This is a genomic window from Rhizobium sp. 05L429 (assembly GCF_056397645.1).
Map to the genome: position 1 here is coordinate 70,568 of NZ_JBFTNV010000032.1, position 17,468 is coordinate 88,035.

General features: G+C 55.9%; 14 protein-coding genes. 9 read left to right on the plus strand and 5 right to left on the minus strand.

Annotated elements, in window-relative coordinates:
* Positions 1-26 precede the first annotated feature (26 nt).
* Both AC1DNW_RS27635 and AC1DNW_RS27640 read right to left on the minus strand, forming a co-directional pair.
* Positions 27-1,454, minus strand: a complete 1,428-nt coding sequence (locus AC1DNW_RS27635; RefSeq protein ID WP_113296343.1) for a mannose-1-phosphate guanylyltransferase/mannose-6-phosphate isomerase — start codon at positions 1,452-1,454, stop codon at positions 27-29.
* Positions 1,455-1,497: 43 nt separating this feature from the next.
* Positions 1,498-2,922, minus strand: a complete 1,425-nt coding sequence (locus AC1DNW_RS27640; protein ID WP_477854997.1) for a phosphomannomutase — start codon at positions 2,920-2,922, stop codon at positions 1,498-1,500.
* Between the two features lie 288 nt (positions 2,923-3,210).
* Here AC1DNW_RS27640 and ung point away from each other — a divergent pair, with 288 nt between their 5' ends.
* From ung to AC1DNW_RS27655, 3 genes are all read left to right on the plus strand, one after another.
* Positions 3,211-3,903, plus strand: a complete 693-nt coding sequence (gene ung / locus AC1DNW_RS27645; RefSeq protein WP_477854998.1) for a uracil-DNA glycosylase — start codon at positions 3,211-3,213, stop codon at positions 3,901-3,903.
* Positions 3,904-4,032: 129 nt separating this feature from the next.
* Positions 4,033-4,965, plus strand: a complete 933-nt coding sequence (locus AC1DNW_RS27650) for a VOC family protein (protein WP_477854999.1) — start codon at positions 4,033-4,035, stop codon at positions 4,963-4,965.
* A gap of 14 nt (positions 4,966-4,979) precedes the next feature.
* Positions 4,980-5,588 (plus strand): alpha/beta hydrolase, encoded by a 609-nt coding sequence (locus AC1DNW_RS27655; protein WP_477855000.1) that lies wholly within the window; start codon positions 4,980-4,982, stop codon positions 5,586-5,588.
* A 61-nt stretch (positions 5,589-5,649) separates the two neighbouring features.
* On the opposite strand, the gene AC1DNW_RS27660 is transcribed toward AC1DNW_RS27655, so the two are convergent.
* Together AC1DNW_RS27660 and AC1DNW_RS27665 are read right to left on the minus strand one after the other, a co-directional pair.
* On the minus strand, positions 5,650-7,926 hold the full coding sequence (locus AC1DNW_RS27660) for a polysaccharide biosynthesis tyrosine autokinase (RefSeq protein WP_477855001.1): 2,277 nt from the start codon (positions 7,924-7,926) through the stop codon (positions 5,650-5,652).
* A 124-nt stretch (positions 7,927-8,050) separates the two neighbouring features.
* Positions 8,051-9,259 (minus strand): glycosyltransferase family 4 protein, encoded by a 1,209-nt coding sequence (locus AC1DNW_RS27665; RefSeq protein ID WP_113308490.1) that lies wholly within the window; start codon positions 9,257-9,259, stop codon positions 8,051-8,053.
* Positions 9,260-9,681: 422 nt separating this feature from the next.
* Between AC1DNW_RS27665 and AC1DNW_RS27670 the strand changes: the two genes are divergently transcribed.
* Both AC1DNW_RS27670 and AC1DNW_RS27675 read left to right on the plus strand, forming a co-directional pair.
* Positions 9,682-10,347, plus strand: a complete 666-nt coding sequence (locus AC1DNW_RS27670; protein ID WP_113296350.1) for an SGNH/GDSL hydrolase family protein — start codon at positions 9,682-9,684, stop codon at positions 10,345-10,347.
* Positions 10,348-10,377: 30 nt separating this feature from the next.
* Positions 10,378-11,472 (plus strand): glycosyltransferase family 4 protein, encoded by a 1,095-nt coding sequence (locus AC1DNW_RS27675; RefSeq protein ID WP_477855002.1) that lies wholly within the window; start codon positions 10,378-10,380, stop codon positions 11,470-11,472.
* 94 nt (positions 11,473-11,566) lie between these two features.
* Here the strand turns inward: AC1DNW_RS27675 and AC1DNW_RS27680 are convergent, their stop codons facing one another.
* On the minus strand, positions 11,567-13,045 hold the full coding sequence (locus AC1DNW_RS27680; RefSeq protein ID WP_477855003.1) for an SGNH/GDSL hydrolase family protein: 1,479 nt from the start codon (positions 13,043-13,045) through the stop codon (positions 11,567-11,569).
* Between the two features lie 579 nt (positions 13,046-13,624).
* Here AC1DNW_RS27680 and AC1DNW_RS27685 point away from each other — a divergent pair.
* The 4 genes from AC1DNW_RS27685 to AC1DNW_RS27700 form a co-directional block, all read left to right on the plus strand.
* On the plus strand, positions 13,625-14,506 hold the full coding sequence (locus AC1DNW_RS27685; RefSeq protein ID WP_477855004.1) for a hypothetical protein: 882 nt from the start codon (positions 13,625-13,627) through the stop codon (positions 14,504-14,506).
* Between the two features lie 334 nt (positions 14,507-14,840).
* Positions 14,841-15,302 carry an acyltransferase gene (locus AC1DNW_RS27690; RefSeq protein ID WP_113296354.1) on the plus strand — a complete coding sequence of 154 codons (462 nt, stop codon included), beginning with the start codon at positions 14,841-14,843 and terminating at the stop codon, positions 15,300-15,302.
* Positions 15,303-15,379: 77 nt separating this feature from the next.
* The gene (locus AC1DNW_RS27695) at positions 15,380-16,489 is read left to right on the plus strand and encodes a glycosyltransferase (RefSeq protein ID WP_477855005.1); all 1,110 of its coding nucleotides are present in this window, start codon (positions 15,380-15,382) and stop codon (positions 16,487-16,489) included.
* Positions 16,486-17,468: acyltransferase family protein (locus tag AC1DNW_RS27700; protein WP_477855006.1), on the plus strand; the 983-nt coding region annotated here is incomplete at its 3' end. The genes AC1DNW_RS27695 and AC1DNW_RS27700, both read left to right, overlap by 4 nt.

Genomic DNA, 17,468 nt, shown 5'->3' on the forward strand with positions numbered 1-17,468 from the left:
AGCCTAAATGGCGTTTTAAGGAAACGTTAAGAGCGGCCGAACTCGTCGACAATGCGAATGATGTCGTCTTCGCCGAGGTAGGAGCCGGTCTGAACTTCGATGAGTTCCAGAAGAATCTTGCCAGGATTTGCGAGACGGTGGACCTCTCCGAGCGGAATATAGACCGATTCGTTTTCGCGCAGCATCTGCACGTTCTCGCCGATCGTGACCTCCGCGGTCCCCTTGACGACGATCCAGTGCTCAGAGCGGTGATGGTGCTTCTGCAGYGACAGCTTCTTGCCGGGTGTGACGAAAATACGCTTCACCTGGAAACGGTCGCCGTTGAAGATCGAGGTGTAGCCGCCCCAGGGGCGATAAGAGGTGGGATGCGTCTCTGTCAGCTTCGACGTCTTCTTCTGGCCGGCAAGCAGCTTGACGAGGTTGCCGACTTGCTGGCTTTCCTTCAGCGGTCCGACATAGACTGCGTCCTCGCTAGCAATAACGGCGACATCGTCCATGCCCTGGACGGCAAGATGCACACCATGGGTCATGACGAGCGAGTTGCGGGTATTGACGACAGTTGTGTTGGCGGCGGCAATGTTGCCGTTTTCATCCTGAATGCCGGTTTTCCATATGGCATCCCAGCTACCCAGATCCGACCACTTGAAGGCGGACGGCACGACCACCGCTTTGGACGTCTTCTCCATAATTGCGTAATCGATGGAAATGTCGGGGCTTTTTGCGAAGTGCTCTGCATCGAGGCGCGTGAAGTCCAGATCACGCGTCGCCTTCGAAACGGCCTTGCTGGCCGCTTTCAGAACATCCGGTGCATAGTTCTGCATTTCGGACAACAATTCGGTGACTGGGAACATGAAGATACCGGAATTCCAATAGAAACCACCGGCGGCCAACATTTCCTCGGCCTTTTCGCGAACTGGCTTTTCAACGAAGCGCTTGACCTCGTGTGCGCCGCCCGAAAGTTGCTTGCCGATCTCTATATAACCGTAGCCGGTCGCCGGCTCGGTCGGCGTGATGCCGAAGGTAACGAGCTTGCCCTTGGCTGCCGCATCACGGGCTGTGCGGATAGCATCGAAATAGGCTTCATCGGCCAGGATTTCATGATCGGAAGCCAGCATCTGAATGATGGCTTCCTTGCCGAAATGCTCGGAGGCCAGACCTGCTGCTGCTGCCACTGCAGCAGCGGTGTTGCGGGCAACAGGCTCCAGCAAGACTGCGGCGAGCGGAATATCGAGTTCGCGGGCCTGTTCTGCAACGAGGAAGCGAAAGTCCTCATTGGTCACGACGATGGGGGCTTCGTAAAGCGCCGGATCGGAAACGCGGACCAGGGTTTCCTGAAACAGCGTCTTGTCCCCGACGAACTGTATAAACTGCTTCGGCGCGGTTGCGCGCGAGAGCGGCCAAAGGCGCGTGCCCTTGCCGCCGGCCATGATCACGGGGACGATTTTCTGTGTCATAGGGTGTTCTTCCTCGAAATGAACGGCCAGGTTTGTCACATGCTTACCGGGCTTCTGCCCAGCGCTTAATTCGGGTCAATCCCGCATTCAAGAGTTCCAAGGCGGCTGCCTCGCCTTCCGCTTCCACGTAACAACGCATCTCCGGCGCATTGCCGGAAGGACGGAGATGAATAATACGGCCGTCACGCAACGCTACCCGCAATCCATCAATATCGCTTTTCGAAGCGACGTCCCCGATGGGTTGCAGGAACTCCGTGAGATTAGCATCGGATGCGCGCAGGAAAGTCATTAATGCGGTGCTGGTTTCGACAGGGAAATTCTCAAGACGATCGGCCGCTGCAAAAGGCAGCTTGTAGGACGCAGCAACGACCGAAAGCGGCTCCTTGCGGATCGCGGCAAGCGAGAGTGTCGCCAGCATCGGCAGGAAACAATCGCGTGTCGGCAATGCACGCACGTTGCGACCGTTGATGTCGAAAGGCGTTGCCGTCAGCATTCCACCATTCGCCTCGAAGCCCATAACCAGATCCTTGCCGGCGGCAACCGCCTCTTCCATGCCGGCAATGACGAAAGGGGAACCAACACGGGTGCGGACGACGCTGAAAGGCCCGGCTGTCTCGATGCCGGAATTGGAGGTGACCGGCGTGACGACAGTCCCGGMGCCTAGGAAGTTGGCCGCAATCAGCCCGAGAAGATCGCCGCGCAACGGCATTCCGGTCTCGTCGGCAACCAACGGACGGTCGCCATCGCCATCGGTGGAAACAATCGCGTCAAGGCCATGCGCTGAGACCCAGCTCTTCAGAAGGGCGATCGTCTCTTCGGAAACGGCTTCGGTGTCGACGGGGATGAAGGTTTCGGACCGACCAAGGGCGATGACCTCTGCACCGTAATAAGCAAGGATGTCGACCATCAGATCTCGGGCGACGGTGCTGTGCTGATAGACACCGATCTTCATCCCTGCGAGCGCAACTTCAGGCAAGAGGGCCGTATTGCGCTCGAAGAAGAATTGCAGGCACGGCGCAGAGTGATCCTCTGAGACTGCGCGTGCACTGACGACAGTCTCGCCGGAGGCTTCGATGTCGGCGGCAAAATGGGTAATGGCGGCTTCGTCTGCTTTGTCGATTTCGCCGTCGGGGCGATAGAATTTGATGCCGTTGCGGTCCGCCGGAATATGCGAACCCGTTATCATCAGGCACGCGGCCTTTCTCTCAAGGCCATAAAGGGCAAGGGCCGGCGTCGGAACGGCGCCGCAGTCGAGAATTTTGAACCCGAGGCTTGCCAGTGCGCCAGCGCAATTGCCCGCGATCTCCGGGCTGGAGTCGCGGTAGTCACGCCCGATCAGGATGACATCGCCCTGTTCTGCTTTCTTGCTCTGCAGCAAATATTTGCCGAAAGCCGCGGCATATAGCGCCGATGGGCGTCCTTTCAGATCCGCCGACAGACCGCGAAGGCCGCTTGTCCCAAACTTCATGCGAAAACACCCTCGCGCTCTGAACAACCGTTTCTACTGTGCTGATTTGCTTGGGTAAACAGCAAAATTAGGACATAGTTAAACCGGCGGGCGGCATAAGCGAAGTATTGCCATCATTTAAGCATCGTTACCAGAGTTTTTGCTAATATGAATAAATTTCCGATTTATGACAGTTGTTCGTCTTTGCGAGATGGAAATATCCGTCGCAACGTTGCGTATTGCAGGTATAGACATTTTTGTTAGAACGGCTGTCCTACATCAACTGCGTTGATCCCGGAGGTTTGCGTCGTGAACGAGACGTCGGTCACTCTAGAAGAGAGCTGGAAGGCTGCGCTCGAAGGCGAGTTTGCAAGTCCTTACATGCAGCAGCTCAAGACCTTCCTGCTGGAGCAAAAGGAACTCGGCCGGCGGATTTTCCCCAAAGGCAGCGAATATTTCCGCGCGCTCGACCTGACCCCGCTTGAAAAGCTCAAGGTCGTGATCCTCGGACAGGATCCCTATCACGGCGCAGGGCAGGCGCATGGGCTATGTTTCAGTGTGCGGCCGGGCGTGCGCATTCCACCCTCGCTTGTCAACATCTACAAGGAAATGGAGACGGATCTCGGCATTCCCCCGGCACGGCACGGCTTTCTGGAACATTGGGCTCAGCAGGGCGTACTGCTGCTCAACAGCGTGCTGACCGTGGAGGAGGCGCAGGCCGCCTCGCATCAGGGCAAGGGCTGGGAACGGTTTACCGATGCCGTTATCCGCAAGGTGAACGTTGAGTGCGAAGCTGCCGTTTTCATGCTCTGGGGCTCCTATGCTCAAAAGAAGGCGGCTTTTGTCGACTCAAGGCGGCATCTGGTGCTGAAGGCGCCGCATCCGTCTCCGCTCTCGGCCCATAACGGTTTCTTTGGATCCCGGCATTTCTCCAAGGCGAATGCATTCCTGCAGTCGCACGGTCGCGAGCCGATCKACTGGCAGCTTCCCGCCAATCCTTGAACGCTTTTGCATTGTTGTTCACAAATTGGAGACAATGCGTGTCGGCTTGCCGGGCTATGAGAAACGGCGGGAAGCGCTCATCTATGACCCATCGAAAGCCCGCCGAATGCGGGCAGAAAGGGGTCTCAAATGCTCGATCAAATCAAGGGTCTGCACCACGTCACATCGATGGCGGAGGACGCCCGCACCAACAACCAGTTCTTCACCAATGCGCTCGGACTGCGCCGCGTCAAGAAGACTGTCAATTTCGACGCTCCCGACGTCTATCACCTCTACTACGGTGACGAGACCGGTTCGCCGGGTACGGTCATGACCTACTTCCCGTTCCCGAAGATGGCACAAGGCCGCCCGGGTACCGGTGAAGTCGGCACCACGGTCTACTCGGTCCCGCAGGGCTCGCTCGGTTTCTGGAGCGATCGGCTGACCAAGCTCAACGTCGGCGGTCTGAAAGCCGAGGAAATCTTCGGTGAAAAGCGCCTGAATTTTGCCGGTCCGGACGGAGACGGCTTCGCGCTCGTCGAGGTCAAGGACGATGCCCGCGCTCCCTGGACACATGGCGGTATCAGCGAAGATCAGGCTATCAGAGGCTTCCACTCGGTCGCCATGCGGCTGAAGGATGATGGCGCTACTGCCGAGCTTTTGAAGTTCATGGGCTATGAGGTTCAGGAAGAACAGGACGGTGTCAAACGGCTCGTCATCCCCGGCGGCAACGGGGCGCATCTCGTCGACCTCGAAACCATGCCCAGCATCGCTCGTGCACTCCCAGGCGCCGGCTCCGTTCACCATGTCGCCTTCGCCGTTGAAAACCGCGAAAAGCAGCTTGAGGTGCGCAAGGCGCTGATGGACACCGGCTATCAGGTCACCCCGGTCATCGATCGCGATTACTTCTGGGCGATTTATTTCCGTACGCCTGGCGGCGTGTTGTTCGAAATCGCAACCAACGAGCCAGGTTTCGACCGCGACGAAGATACTGCTCATCTCGGCGAGGCATTGAAGCTGCCGCAGCAGCACGCTCATTTGCGCGCCCTTATCGAGCAGCATTTGCAGCCGCTCGAAGCCTAAGCGGAGATAGAACAATGATTGACAAAGATTATGTGCACCGGCTGCATGCCGGTGCATCCGGAAAGCCCATCCTCTTCGTGCTTCACGGAACAGGCGGCGACGAGAACCAGTTCTTCGACTTCGGCAGGCGATTGCTGCCGGAAGCAACGATCGTTTCGCCACGCGGCGATGTCTCCGAGTACGGTGCAGCCCGTTTTTTCAAGCGCACGGGGGAAGGCGTCTATGATATGGTCGACCTTGAACGGGCGACCGAAAAAATGGCGGGTTACGTCCGGGATCTGGCGGCTTCCCACGGTGCATCCAAAATTCTTGGGCTGGGATTTTCGAATGGCGCCAATATTCTGGCAAACGTGCTCGTCGAAAAAGGTGTGTTCGATGCAGCAGCACTGCTTCATCCGCTCATCCCTTTCCGACCGCGCGCCAATCCCGATCTTCGCGGGCGAAGAATACTGATCACGGCCGGTCAGCGAGATCCGATCTCACCGGTCGCGCTGACGGAAGCGCTAGACGGCTATTTTGCCGAGCAGAAGGCTGACGTACGGACGGAGTGGCATTCCGGTGGCCACGATATCCGGCCTAATGAAATTGAGGCCATTCAGTCGTTCTTTGCGGAATACGCCTGACAAAAAATTATGCGGCGAATTTCGCCGCATAATTCATTTCAGATTTTGGTCGAAAGCGTTCTTACGCTTCGTGGTAATAGGCCGAGTAGCGGTTGTAATAGTACTCGCCGGAACCATAAGAGCGATAGAGCTTCAGCTTTTCGGTGTCGACCTTGTTCAGGACAACGCCGATGCACTTTTGCATAAGCTCGGGTTGAACTGCGAAGGTGGTGCGAACGACGCGCCGCGACGTGCGGCCCCACTCGATAACGGCGAGCGATGCATCCAGCATCGGACTGACCGCGCGGGCATCGACGACCGGGCCGAGCGGCGGCAGGTCCAGAACGATGTAGTCGAAGTGCGCCTTCAGCTCTTCCAGCAGATTGACCATGATGGAGGAAGAAAGCAGATCGGAGGAGTGCGGCACGCGGCGCTTGACGACTGCCGGCAGGAAGGCGAGCCTTGTCTTGCTGTCAAGCAGCAGCAGATCCTTGAGCGGCTTGCCTTCCAGCAACGCTTCCAGAATGCCTTGTTCCGCATGGCGGCCGATAGCGCGCGTCGCGCCTGGATTGCGAAGGTCGRCATCGATCAGCAAGGTCCGCGCGCCCTGCATGGCAAGAAGCTGGGCAAGGTTGATGGCGACAGTCGACTTTCCTTCACCGGGAAGGCAGGAGACAACGCCGATGACCTTGCAGCGCGAGCTCGGATTTTCCATGTCGACGGCGATCTTGGCGCTACGCATCGTTTCAGCGAAGGCTGACAGTGGATGGTTGACCACGTAATTGGTAATGCCGTTGCCGTTTTGCAGCCCGCGCGCCGATTCAGGCTCGTTGGTGCTGCTGGTTGCTTCCTTCGCGTCGACGGCCGGTACATGGCCAATATATTCGAGCGACAAAACATCCCGGACCTGCTCGCCCGTGCGGAAGAAGCGGTCACGGAATTCGCGGAAGGCGCCGATCCCGCCGCCGAAGGCTGCGCCGAGCGCCATGGCCAGAGCGAGGATCAATGGCTTCTTCGGCGCGCTCGGAGTCGTCGGTACCTGTGCTCTGGTGATGATACGCGCGTCGGTGATCGGGAATGACTGTTGCTGTGTCGCTTCCTGGAAGCGGGCGAGGAAGGTCTGGTAGAGGTTGCGATAGGTATCTGCAGTGCGCTCGAGCTCGCGAAGCTGAACCTGAGTTTCACCGGCCGCGGTCGTTACGCCGGTTGCCTGGGAAACGCTCGCCTGCAGTGACTTCTCGCGGCTTTCCGCCACCTGGAGCTCGCTCTGGTAGCTTTCAGCGATACGGTTCAGTTCCTCGAACATCAGTCGCTGGTACTCAGCCATTTCGCTGCGAAGGCGAACGGCCTGCACGTGATCCGGTCCGAGACGGGCAGATATTTCGGCCTCAAGCTTCGAGGCTTCCAGATACTTCTTGCGCAAGTCGTTAGAGATCGAGTTGTCGAGAACGTCGGTCACGATTGCATCAGTGCGCTTGCTGTCGATGATCGACTTGACGCGTTCGTATTTTGCCCGCGCTCTTGCTGTATCGGCCTGCGCGCCGATCAACTGCGTCGTCAACTCAGAGAGCTGCTGGTCGCTGAGGAGCTGAAACTGGCCCCCGGCAGCGACAAGGCCGTTGGCAGTGCGGAACTTCTGGACCGCGAGGTCCGACTCGAGTGCCTTCTGTTTGAGTTCGTMTATACGTTCCTGCAACCAGTCGCTTGCCCGGCGGGTGGCGTCATATTTCGAGTTCAGCTTGTCAACGAGGTAAGCTTCCGCGATGGCGGTCGCGACGCTCGATGCGAGTTCCGGGGAGGTCGAGGTGTAGCTGATCGACAACGCGTAGGAACGGCCAATGCGCTCGACGTCCATTTCGGTAACGATCTTGTCGGCCGCGTTGTGGCGCTTTGTATCAGCGTCKTCGGCTGCTACATCGTCACTGGCGAACCAGGTACGGAAATTCAATAGCGAGCGAAGCATGCTGATCGGCGAGCGAGCGGGCGAAGTGAACTCGGGATTATCAAGCAGCTTCAGCTTATCAACGACCGTCAGACTGATAGAGTCGGATTTAAAGAGCTCGACTTCACTGAGCACAGAGGCATCGTCCTCTATCGGAATGCCGACGTTAGACGACATCTGATTGACGATTTCGCTGTTACCGCGGTCGATAAGAACGCTGGTCAAAGCGGTGTAGCGCGGTACAGCCGTCAGGATATAGACGAGGCCCAGGATTGCGAAGATAACAATGCAGATCGCGACTACACGCCACTGACGGCGTACAACTGCAATCAGTCTTTCAACATCGATGGTATCGCCGGCTCCGGCGTTTTCCCAATCTTCATCGGCATGCGCCGAGACCTTATCTGGCGATAGCAATCCGGGCCTCCGTTAGTTAACAAGCTCAAGTGAATATACGATCGAACACATTAAAAGCGCCCATCTCCAGGCAACGCAATTGTCTGAAGCAACAGCACTCGCGATGAAACATGACTACTCTTCATCAAGTGCCAGTCTGAAGACTAACTTCTTCCTGTTTAAGAAATCGAGAATAAGCGCCGACGTACTTTTGCGCTTCGTGATCCCAATTGAAGTCAGCTTCCGCCAATGCTTTTGCGCGCTGGCCGGCTTCTGCCCTGGCATTGTCATCGGTTATTAGCGTCAAACAAGCTTTTGCAAGCGCTTCCGGTGTCGGTGCGTCAGCGTAACGCCCTGCCGATTTAAGCAAACGTTTTGTTTCGCGCAAATCATAGGAAACGGAAGGTATTCCAAGCGCGGAATATTCGAAAACCTTGTTCATGCTTATCTTGTCGTTGTATTCATTTACTGGATCCGGAATGATACCTATGTCAAAGGTACTTAACGCGGCAAGTAGCTGCTCTCCGCGCAGATATCCAGTGAAAGTTACAAAGTCTTCTATCTCTAGTTCTGCAGCAAGATTTCTAACCGTCTCAAGTGCCGGGCCATCTCCCACGACGACTGCTTTTATATCGGTGATTGCGTGCACCTTTACGAGCTGATGAACGCAGCGGATCAGGTGGTCGACACCGTCCTGATCGGCGATAATTCCGACATAGCCCAGAACTACCCGCGCGCCGGCACGAAGTTCCAGATTCGGCGCAACACGGCGAATTCGCGATTTATCTGGGATGCTGTAAACGGATACAACATCTTCGCCCTTCTTTCCTCCTCGCGACATTGCCAATTCGCGGTGCGTCTCATTGGACGAGATCACGAGGTCCGCCGTGAGGAAAGTCAGTCGTTCGGCAAGTCTCAGCAGATGATAGAAGAAGCCGCGCTTCGCGTATTTTGCAACAAAGAGCTCCGGGCTTACATCGTGGTGGTCAAAAACAAAGCTTTTGCCCAATAGCTTGAAGGGGAGCGCAACCAGAAAAATCAGATCCGGAGGATTGCAGGCCTGAATGACATCGAATCCTCTTCTCCGAAGCACTTTGAAAAGCAGAGTGAATTCGTAGAACAGTGCGACACTATATTCGGCAATAAAGGCAAGTTTTCCGCGAGCCTCGAGCGGGAGCGGATGACGAAAGATCTCAATATCGTCAATGATCTCGAACTTCTCGGGATACTGTTCTGTTTTCGGGCATATCACGGAAACCTGCCAGCCTGCATCCCGCAACGCGCATGCCTCTTGCCATACTCGTCGATCGAACGGGACTGGAAGATTTTCAACGATAATCACGCAGGAAGGCATATCTGGTCCTATGATTCGAATTGAATTAGGGCTGATCTGAAGCCGCAGTACTTGGCCCCAATGGCCGCCCCTCACGTCAGGGCAAAGCCTAGCGATGTGTGAGGGTACTCGATGCAGCGTGTCGTTTCACCAATTGACTTGCGTATCCGTCTGTTAACAACGCCTAACGTCAACAATTAAATCAAGGGCTTCCAACCTATCGCACAAACTTTGTTGCAAAGGCTCTTCACACCTAATCAAGCATGACGTTATCGTATTCTTCGCTGCAGTGCAAAAAAAATGCCATCGAAGTGAGGCTTTTTTTGGGGTGCGCGGTTAATGTGCCGACTGAGTGCGGACCTCAGTGCCGTCCCTTGGGGTTGGCTGACAGCTGAGAAAATTGGAACGGTGAGAAGACATCATTTGCGCAAACAGGTGAGGAGATGAAGCAGATAGGGCTCGGAATTGGCCTTAGCCTTGTGCTCGTGCTGGGTGTGATTTCTGGCCAAGCTGCCTCCATCAGCAGAGCAAACGACATGACTTACAAAATCGTGACCTTCGGGACTTCTCTGACCGCGCGCGGCGGTTGGCAGTTGCCTTTGCAGGAGGCGCTGACTAAATGCCTTAAGGTCCCGGTTCTGGTGGATTCAGTTGCACGCAGCGGTGCTACATCTGAATGGGCTCTGGAAAAAATAGGGGACGTGATCGCGGCGAAGCCTGATATCGTACTCGTTGAATTCTATGCTAACGACGCTGCGCTTAATCGCTTCATGACCGTGGAGCGCAGTCGTCAGAACATGGCTACGATCCTCGGGCAACTGAAACAGCAATTGCCTCATGCGCGCATCATCGTCATGGGAATGAATCCGATTTTTGGAATCAGGGGCTTCATTCGTCCGTTCATCAATAGCTATATCGATGCTCATCATCAGCTTGCGAACGAGATGGGCCTTGATTTCTATGACAACCGGCCGGCCTGGGCCGAGCTCTCTCCGGATGAACTCTCTGCAGCCATTCCGGACGGGTCGCATCCATTGCCGGAGGCGGCATCCGCCGTCATCGTGCCTGGTTTGACCCAGGAGATCGCATCGGGCAAATGTCAGAATTGAACCAGTCGACCTTATCGAAGGGACAAGCTTATGAAGATTATGGTTTGGTGCGCCGCGCGCGGTGGTATGCGCAGCGTCGTCGAAGCCTATGAACGTGACGGTTTTCTTGAAAAAGAAGATGTCCGCCTCGTCGCTTCCTATGTGGATGGCAATTTTGTTGTAAAGCAGCTCGTGCTGCTGCGCGCACTTATCGTCTATCTCTGGCTGTTGACGACGAAGCGTGTCGAGCTTGTTCATGCTCACTCAGCAATGCGCGGCAGTTTTTGGCGCAAGGGGCTGTTCACAGCCCTCGCAAGGCTTTTCGGCATACCGGTGGTCCTGCATTTGCATGGTTCGGAGATGAAGCCGTTCTATGAGAGCCAGCGTCCGTTGCTTCGCCGGCTTATCCGGCGTCACCTTGAGAAGGCGACATTCGTCATCGTGCTTTCGGAAAGCTGGCGGGAGTTCGTCGGTGGGATCGCGCCAGCCGCGCGTATCGTTGTCGTTCCGAATTATGTGCTCGTTCCGCCGCCTGCAGATCCACGGATAAGGAAGGCGCATGATCTTCTGTTCCTCGGCCTGATCGGACCACGCAAAGGAACTTTCGACCTCATCCCGGCTTTCGCCGAGATAGCTCCACATCATCCGGATGCGAAGCTGGTGATTGGTGGCAATGGCCAAGTCGAAGAGGCAAACAAGCTCGTAAGAACCCTCTCCATGGAAGGTCGCGTTATATTGGCGGGCTGGGTCGATGGGCAGAAGAAACAGGCGCTGCTTGAGGCAAGCGGCATCTATATTCTTCCCTCTTATAACGAGGGATTGCCTATGAGCGTGCTCGAAGCGATGGCCGCCGGGGTTGCCGTCATCACCACGCGTGTCGGCGGTATACCGGAACTGATCACCGACGGCATCGATGGTCTGTTGATCGATGCCGGCGATAAAGAAGGGCTCGCGAATGCAATCTCTGCTCTCGTCAGCGATGAGGGCCTTCGCACGCGCCTCGCCGAAGCCGGCAGACTTCGGGTGGAAAACCATTATAGCGATCGCGTCATACTGCCCTTGCTCCACCGCATTTATGAAGAAGCCTCAGGCGCGGGAAGACGGCAGGGAGCCGCCAGCCGCCAAACACTGGAAGGTCGGCCGTAGGTTGCCGTTTCGTTGCGGCGAATTGCATCAGCCAGGACAGCTTCTCCGAGCGCTTCTTGAATGCTCGGAGAAACCTGTTTTGATTGAACGGTCGCTATACCAGTCGCGGATCAGCGATTTTTCGAATGATGAAACGGGACAGCCTGACTGTAAAAGGCGTGCCATTCTTGTCTGACGTGATGTCCAGGTCGCATTTCAGATTGTTGAAGGGCAAATCGGGCATCAGGAAGGGGTTGGTCTTGATCCACCAGCCTTCGCTGGTAGCTCCGACCGGATGCGCGAAATCGCCAGACGAGGTCCAAAGCCCTCCGGTGCTCTGGAGGAGCTGTTTGTCCTGTTGCAATTTGAAGATGATTCGCGCTGTACCCAGCTGATCACCGGCTAACTGTTCAACGAACATAGCAGCGTATATCCAGTCGCCTGGCGCCAGTTTCCCTGAAGTTGCGATCGGATTGGCGTTGAACTGCACATGCGTGTAGGCTGCATCGTTATTGTCGGTCGGCGTCACAGCCAGACGCGCGCCCCTGATGGCGCCTTCGAGTTCGTCGATGGAGCAGGCAACGCTCCCGGCATTGCGCCCGATGCCGCACCGGAAACCGGTCGGAATCTGGCCCGTGATTKCCGGGCTGGCTTTGCCGCCCGCTGCTCCGTCCAATCGTCCCATGCTTGCGCCCGCAAGATTTTCCGCAGCTGGATCCGAATTGAACGTAGAGCCGGCGCTAATGGCAGCCTGGAGGATAGGCAGCAATTTTTCCTTGCCGATCCGCCGTGCGCCTTTCGGTGCGAGATGAATTTTGTCTTTCTCGTACATGCTGAGATCTTGGACCCCGCCCGGTGCAAGAATATCGTCGTTGCCGTCGACAATCCCGAGTACGCCATCGCGTCCTTGCTGGGCTTTTATCCAATTGTTTGAATCGGCAATTGCCTTATGGCGGGCATCGTTTTTGGGCCAATCACCTCTCGGATAGATCGTCATGAGGATGACCCATGCACCTCCGGCTCGCGCCRGCCGCAGCCCCTTGTCGAGCTTAGCGATGATTTCCGCTGCCGCTGCAGGTCTGTTTTTTCCGGCAACATCGCCTGAATTTACGGAATTGGTCCCTCCCTCCAGGATGATAACAGCAGGGTGTTTCGCAAGAAGCGCAGGGAGGCGGGTGAGAATGCCGGTAGGTTCTTCATTACTCCATTCGAGATGGGCTCCGAATATCCCCTGGTTTGCTCCGGAAATATTGCGACCTGTCGGGTCGGCTGTGTCGTACCAGCTATCATGGTCGAAGCGGGGATCGAGGGCGCGGGCCCATTCGATGAAACCGTTCGCCATGCTGTAGCTTACCGCAAAGGTATTACCTGAGCTTGGAACCAGAGGAGAGCCCGCATAGACGCCGTAGCCGATATGGCTGTCGCCGATCGCAGATACCCTGGTTCCGACCGGAAGGGGCAGAGYAGGCAGCGGACGGTGGGTCTCGGTTGCGCCRGTGACCGAGTCATCATCGATAGCGGCGTCGGATAATGGAAGTGGGGAAGCCGCGGCCATTGCTGCCTCTGGAGAAAAAGCAAAGCCGATTCCGATCATCGCAGCCCCTCCTTGCAGGAGTTCGCGGCGTGTCGCAGGTCGTCGGTTCATCTATGATCCCATCCGATAGGTTTTCGGAACAAGCAGTTTATTCGCAGCACGGTCGTTGACGTGCAAGAAAATATCCTGTCGAATGTTGGCTGATGAAAACGACAATTATCCGTCGCTCTTTCCCATATGCTGAACATGATTTCCTGTCTGCATTCAAAATGAAGCTTTTGAGATAAGGCATTGCATGAGCACGGAGACAGAGCATCCGCGGCCGGTCGGCCGCCTCTCCAGGATGCGAGCAAAAGATTGGCGGAACTTGTTATCTTTCATATTCTCGCTGGCTTCTGCTGATATGCCATGCGGGCATATCTTGCGTGAACCGGTTTCCCATATTCGATCAGGAGGACATTGACATTGAAAGAGAACAAGGGTCGATGGACCATCGTCCTCTTAACCTGCCGTGATCCTGCCAAGGATTTCCGCCTGCCGCTTGCGGAAKAGCTGCATCTTCTCGGGCATAAGGTCTTCTATATCTTTTTGAAGCGGCGCCCCGTCGTCATCGATATGGACAATAGCCAGGAGAAGCGAGTGTTCTCGCTGCCGAAATTCCTGAGCTTCATGCGTCATAACTTCAGCGGCCACAAGCCGTTGCTCTTCGTCAATTCCACCAATCTTGTTTTCCCGGCAATGAGCCGAATGCTGCGGGCGCTTTGTGGCGGCTTATGGTGCCTGGATATGCATGATGACCTGCTGTATGGGCGCACCGGTTACGCGCGCGTGAAGGCGCAGATCGCGCAGACCATTCTTCTCGGCGGCTCGGATGTCGTTGTTCATGCCGCGCCGACACTCAAGCGACTTTTCCCGACGTCGCGTCATCTCGGTAATGCTTCCTCGGTCACAGCTATCGAGCGGCCAGCGCCCGATTGGGAAAAAGTTCTGATTCTGGCGAGTGTGGACGAGCGGCTTGATTTCGATTTCCTGGGAGCGGCGGCAACGGCAAATCCGGGACTGCGTTTCGATATCCGCGGACACATTGCTAGCGACGACCCGAAAGTTAAGCAAAAAGTCGATCAACTGACAGCGGCGCACCCAAACATCGACTATCTGGGACCTTATGTTAACAGCGAACTGCCTACGGTCCTCGGCGCCTATGCCGTCACCCTTGCGCCTTACGTCGTCGGCTCGCCACTGACCGATTATATCGATCCGTTGCGTTTCTATCATTGCCTGAATTCCGGAATGGAAGTGATTTCGACCGGTATTCCCAAGGCTCGCGATTTCGGCAGTGTCCTGCATTGCGTGGAAGACCCTGCTGAAGTGGGGCCACTGGTTCGCGGGCTTGCTGAAGGTACGATCGCGCGCCGCAATGGCGGGTCAACCGCCTCGGTATACAACTGGAGAAATCGGGCGATCAAGCTGCTTGATATTGTATCCGGCGAGACTTCAGGCGCCGAAGGCCTGCCGGCCTGATTGTGTCGAAAAATCTATTTCCGATCCGGCGGAGTGCTTTGACCGCCGGATCGGCACAAGTGTGAGATATGTCGATCTATTCGACTTTCCTTGGCCATTTTGTTGCTTCAAGCTAAGGTACGTGTTATCGGAAAGCAAATGCTGCGTTGCACCATTGAAAGTCGAACCACCGTCCTGCGGCCCTATGACTTAGCTCTTTCTGCATAGCGGTTTTCCGCCCCGAATTGGCTCCTCTGCTAAGACATACTCACACCTGAAGGCGCCATTTCCGAAGAGTGAAATGGACGGCAGCAAGAATTAGGAGAGCATCGAATTGCCTGGTTTGAACCGATTTTTGAAGCTTCGCCGGATCGTGGTCGATGCGCGACGGTTTTATCTGAACCGTTTCTGGGGGATGAACATCCATCCGACGGCCGATTTTTCGCTCTCTGCACGGTTTGATAAGACACACCCCAAAGGCATCTATGTCGGAGAGGAAAGCTATGTCGCTTTTGACGCTGCTATCCTCGCGCACGACACGACGCGTCGAATGTATCGCGACACACGCATCGGCAAACGCTGCTTCATTGGTGCCAGAAGCATCATTTTGCCTGGGGTGACGATCGGAGATCATTGCATCGTCGGATCTGGAAGCGTCGTGACAAAGGACATGCCGGCCTATTCGATCATCGCAGGCAATCCCGCACGCGTTATACGCTCCAATGATGGGCTTGATCCCTATGGTCGTATTCCAAGGGTCGTAGAGCAAGTCCCCAGTGAAGCCGAGGCTGACGAGCTTCAAAGCCGGCAGGCGTGAGGTCGCGACCGTCGTAGTCTCCGGCCGGGCGTTAAATTTTGCCGGTTAATACCCTTGATGTTCTGAAAGCGAGAAGCATGACCGAGAACGACGCAAAGCGGGCTTCCCTGGCCATCTATCTCCCCGATCTTTCCGGCGGTGGCGCGGAGCGCTTGCATGCGCGCCTGCTGCCGCAATTCTCCCAGGCAGGCTTCAACGTCACCTTTCTCCTCGACCGCGAGGGAGGAGAACTAACAGACCCGGTGAAAGAGCAGGGCGCGCGGATAGTTGCCCTTGATGCAAAACGGCAGCTCAGCGCCTTGCCCAAGCTCGTCCGCTATCTGAAAGACGAAAAGCCCGACATTCTGATAGCGAATATGGAGCACATGAACGTAATGGCGGTTCTAGCCCGAAGGCTGGCCGGTGTTCGCACACGCATTCTCGTAACTCAGCACAATACGTTTTCCGAGCAGGTGAAGCGGCGCTCCTGGCAATTCCGAGTGCTGCCGGCGCTTTATCGCATGGCGATGCCTTTCGCAGACGTTATCGTCGCAGTGTCGGCGGGTGTCGCCGATGACCTTGCCGCGAGGGCGGGCATCAATCGTTCGAAGATACGTGTCATCTACAACGGTGTCGTCACCGAAGATTTCGAAGAGCGCACGTCGAGGACGCCGGAACATCCGTGGTTTGCTGATCCCCGACCAGTTGTTCTGGCAATGGGACGGCTGGTACCTCAGAAGGATTTCACGACCCTGATCAAAGCTTTTGCAGGCGTTTCAAAGCAGAGTGACGCAAGGCTTCTCATCTTGGGCGATGGCCCGATGCGGGGAGAGCTGGAGGCACTCGTAAAAAGTCTGGATCTCCAAGACCGTGTTTCCATGCCGGGGTTCAGCGAGAACGCGCTCGCCTACTTGAAGCGCGCGAAGCTTTTTGTGCTTTCTTCCCGATTTGAGGGATTCGGAAACGTGGTCGCCGAGGCACTTGCTTGCGGTACGCCAGTCGTTAGTACCGATTGTCCGCATGGTCCGGCCGAGATTCTGGATGGCGGCCGTTTTGGCTCTCTCGTGCCTGTCGGCGACGCCGCTGCTTTGGAGAAGGCCGTTATCGACAGCTTGGGTCGCCCAGTTGATGTCGCGGCACTTCAGGTGAGGGGGCAAACATTCAGTGTTGCCAGATGCGCGAAATCTTATTGTGAGGTGCTTGCATGAGTGGCGTTAGCAGGAGTGCCAATCGCGATAAGTTCGGCAGCATCGAAATCGGGCGTGGGATCGCTGCACTGCTCGTTGTGCTCCACCACACTGGCAGCATCATGTCCGAACCCCGGTTTTTTGGAGCCGAGCCGTTCAACAGCCATTTCAACAATTTCAATGTTGGCGTGGATTTCTTTTTCGTTCTTAGCGGCTTCATCATCACTTGGATTCACTGGAGCGATATAGGTCGCAAAGAGCGGATCCGCTCTTTTGCGGCGAAGCGGTTTGTCCGCATTTATCCGCCCTACTGGTTCATCCTCGTTCCGCTTGTTATCCTATATTTGGTCTTCACGGGGGCGGGGCAGCCAAGCCAGCGCGACCCGATCAACATTATCCTGTCCATCCTTCTCCTGCCCAATGTGATTCCACCTGTCCTCGGTGTGGCCTGGACGTTGACACATGAGATCTTCTTCTACGCGCTTTTTGCCGTGATCATCTGGGCCGGCCGTAAGGCATTGTGGATCTTGCCCGCATGGGCAGTGGCTATCGTCKCAGCAAATCTTCTGGTGACGTTCCAGGCGATCGGATYGCTGGCCTTTCCATTCTCGTTCATTTTGAGCCCATTCAATATCGAATTTATCATGGGTGYCGGCGCGGCAATGATATTGCGGCATGCGAGAATACCGGTGCCATACCTCATCGCTACTCTAGGCGTCGTCGGCTTCTTCATCTTGACGTGGTTCTTCGTGAACATTCAGGACGATCCGTTGGTTGGACGTCTGGCTTTCGGTACCGCGTCCATGCTGTTCGTTCTTGGAGCAGTGGAAATCGAACGCCATCGTTCGCTGAACGTGCCAAGATTTCTCCTTGCCTTCGGCGCCTCCTCTTACGCCCTTTACCTTGTGCACCCGGTCGTACTTTCATTTTCGATAAACCTGTCGTCACGGCTCGGAATCTCGACATATTTTTCGTTGAATATTATTGCGATCATGATTGC

Coding starts and splice junctions, on each gene's coding strand:
- AC1DNW_RS27665 (WP_113308490.1), bottom strand. CDS start 9,259: ATGCCTTCCTGCGTGATTATCGTTGAAAATCTTCCAGTCCCGTTCGAT.
- AC1DNW_RS27650 (WP_477854999.1), top strand. CDS start 4,033: ATGCTCGATCAAATCAAGGGTCTGCACCACGTCACATCGATGGCGGAG.
- AC1DNW_RS27675 (WP_477855002.1), top strand. CDS start 10,378: ATGAAGATTATGGTTTGGTGCGCCGCGCGCGGTGGTATGCGCAGCGTC.
- AC1DNW_RS27670 (WP_113296350.1), top strand. CDS start 9,682: ATGAAGCAGATAGGGCTCGGAATTGGCCTTAGCCTTGTGCTCGTGCTG.
- AC1DNW_RS27655 (WP_477855000.1), top strand. CDS start 4,980: ATGATTGACAAAGATTATGTGCACCGGCTGCATGCCGGTGCATCCGGA.
- AC1DNW_RS27695 (WP_477855005.1), top strand. CDS start 15,380: ATGACCGAGAACGACGCAAAGCGGGCTTCCCTGGCCATCTATCTCCCC.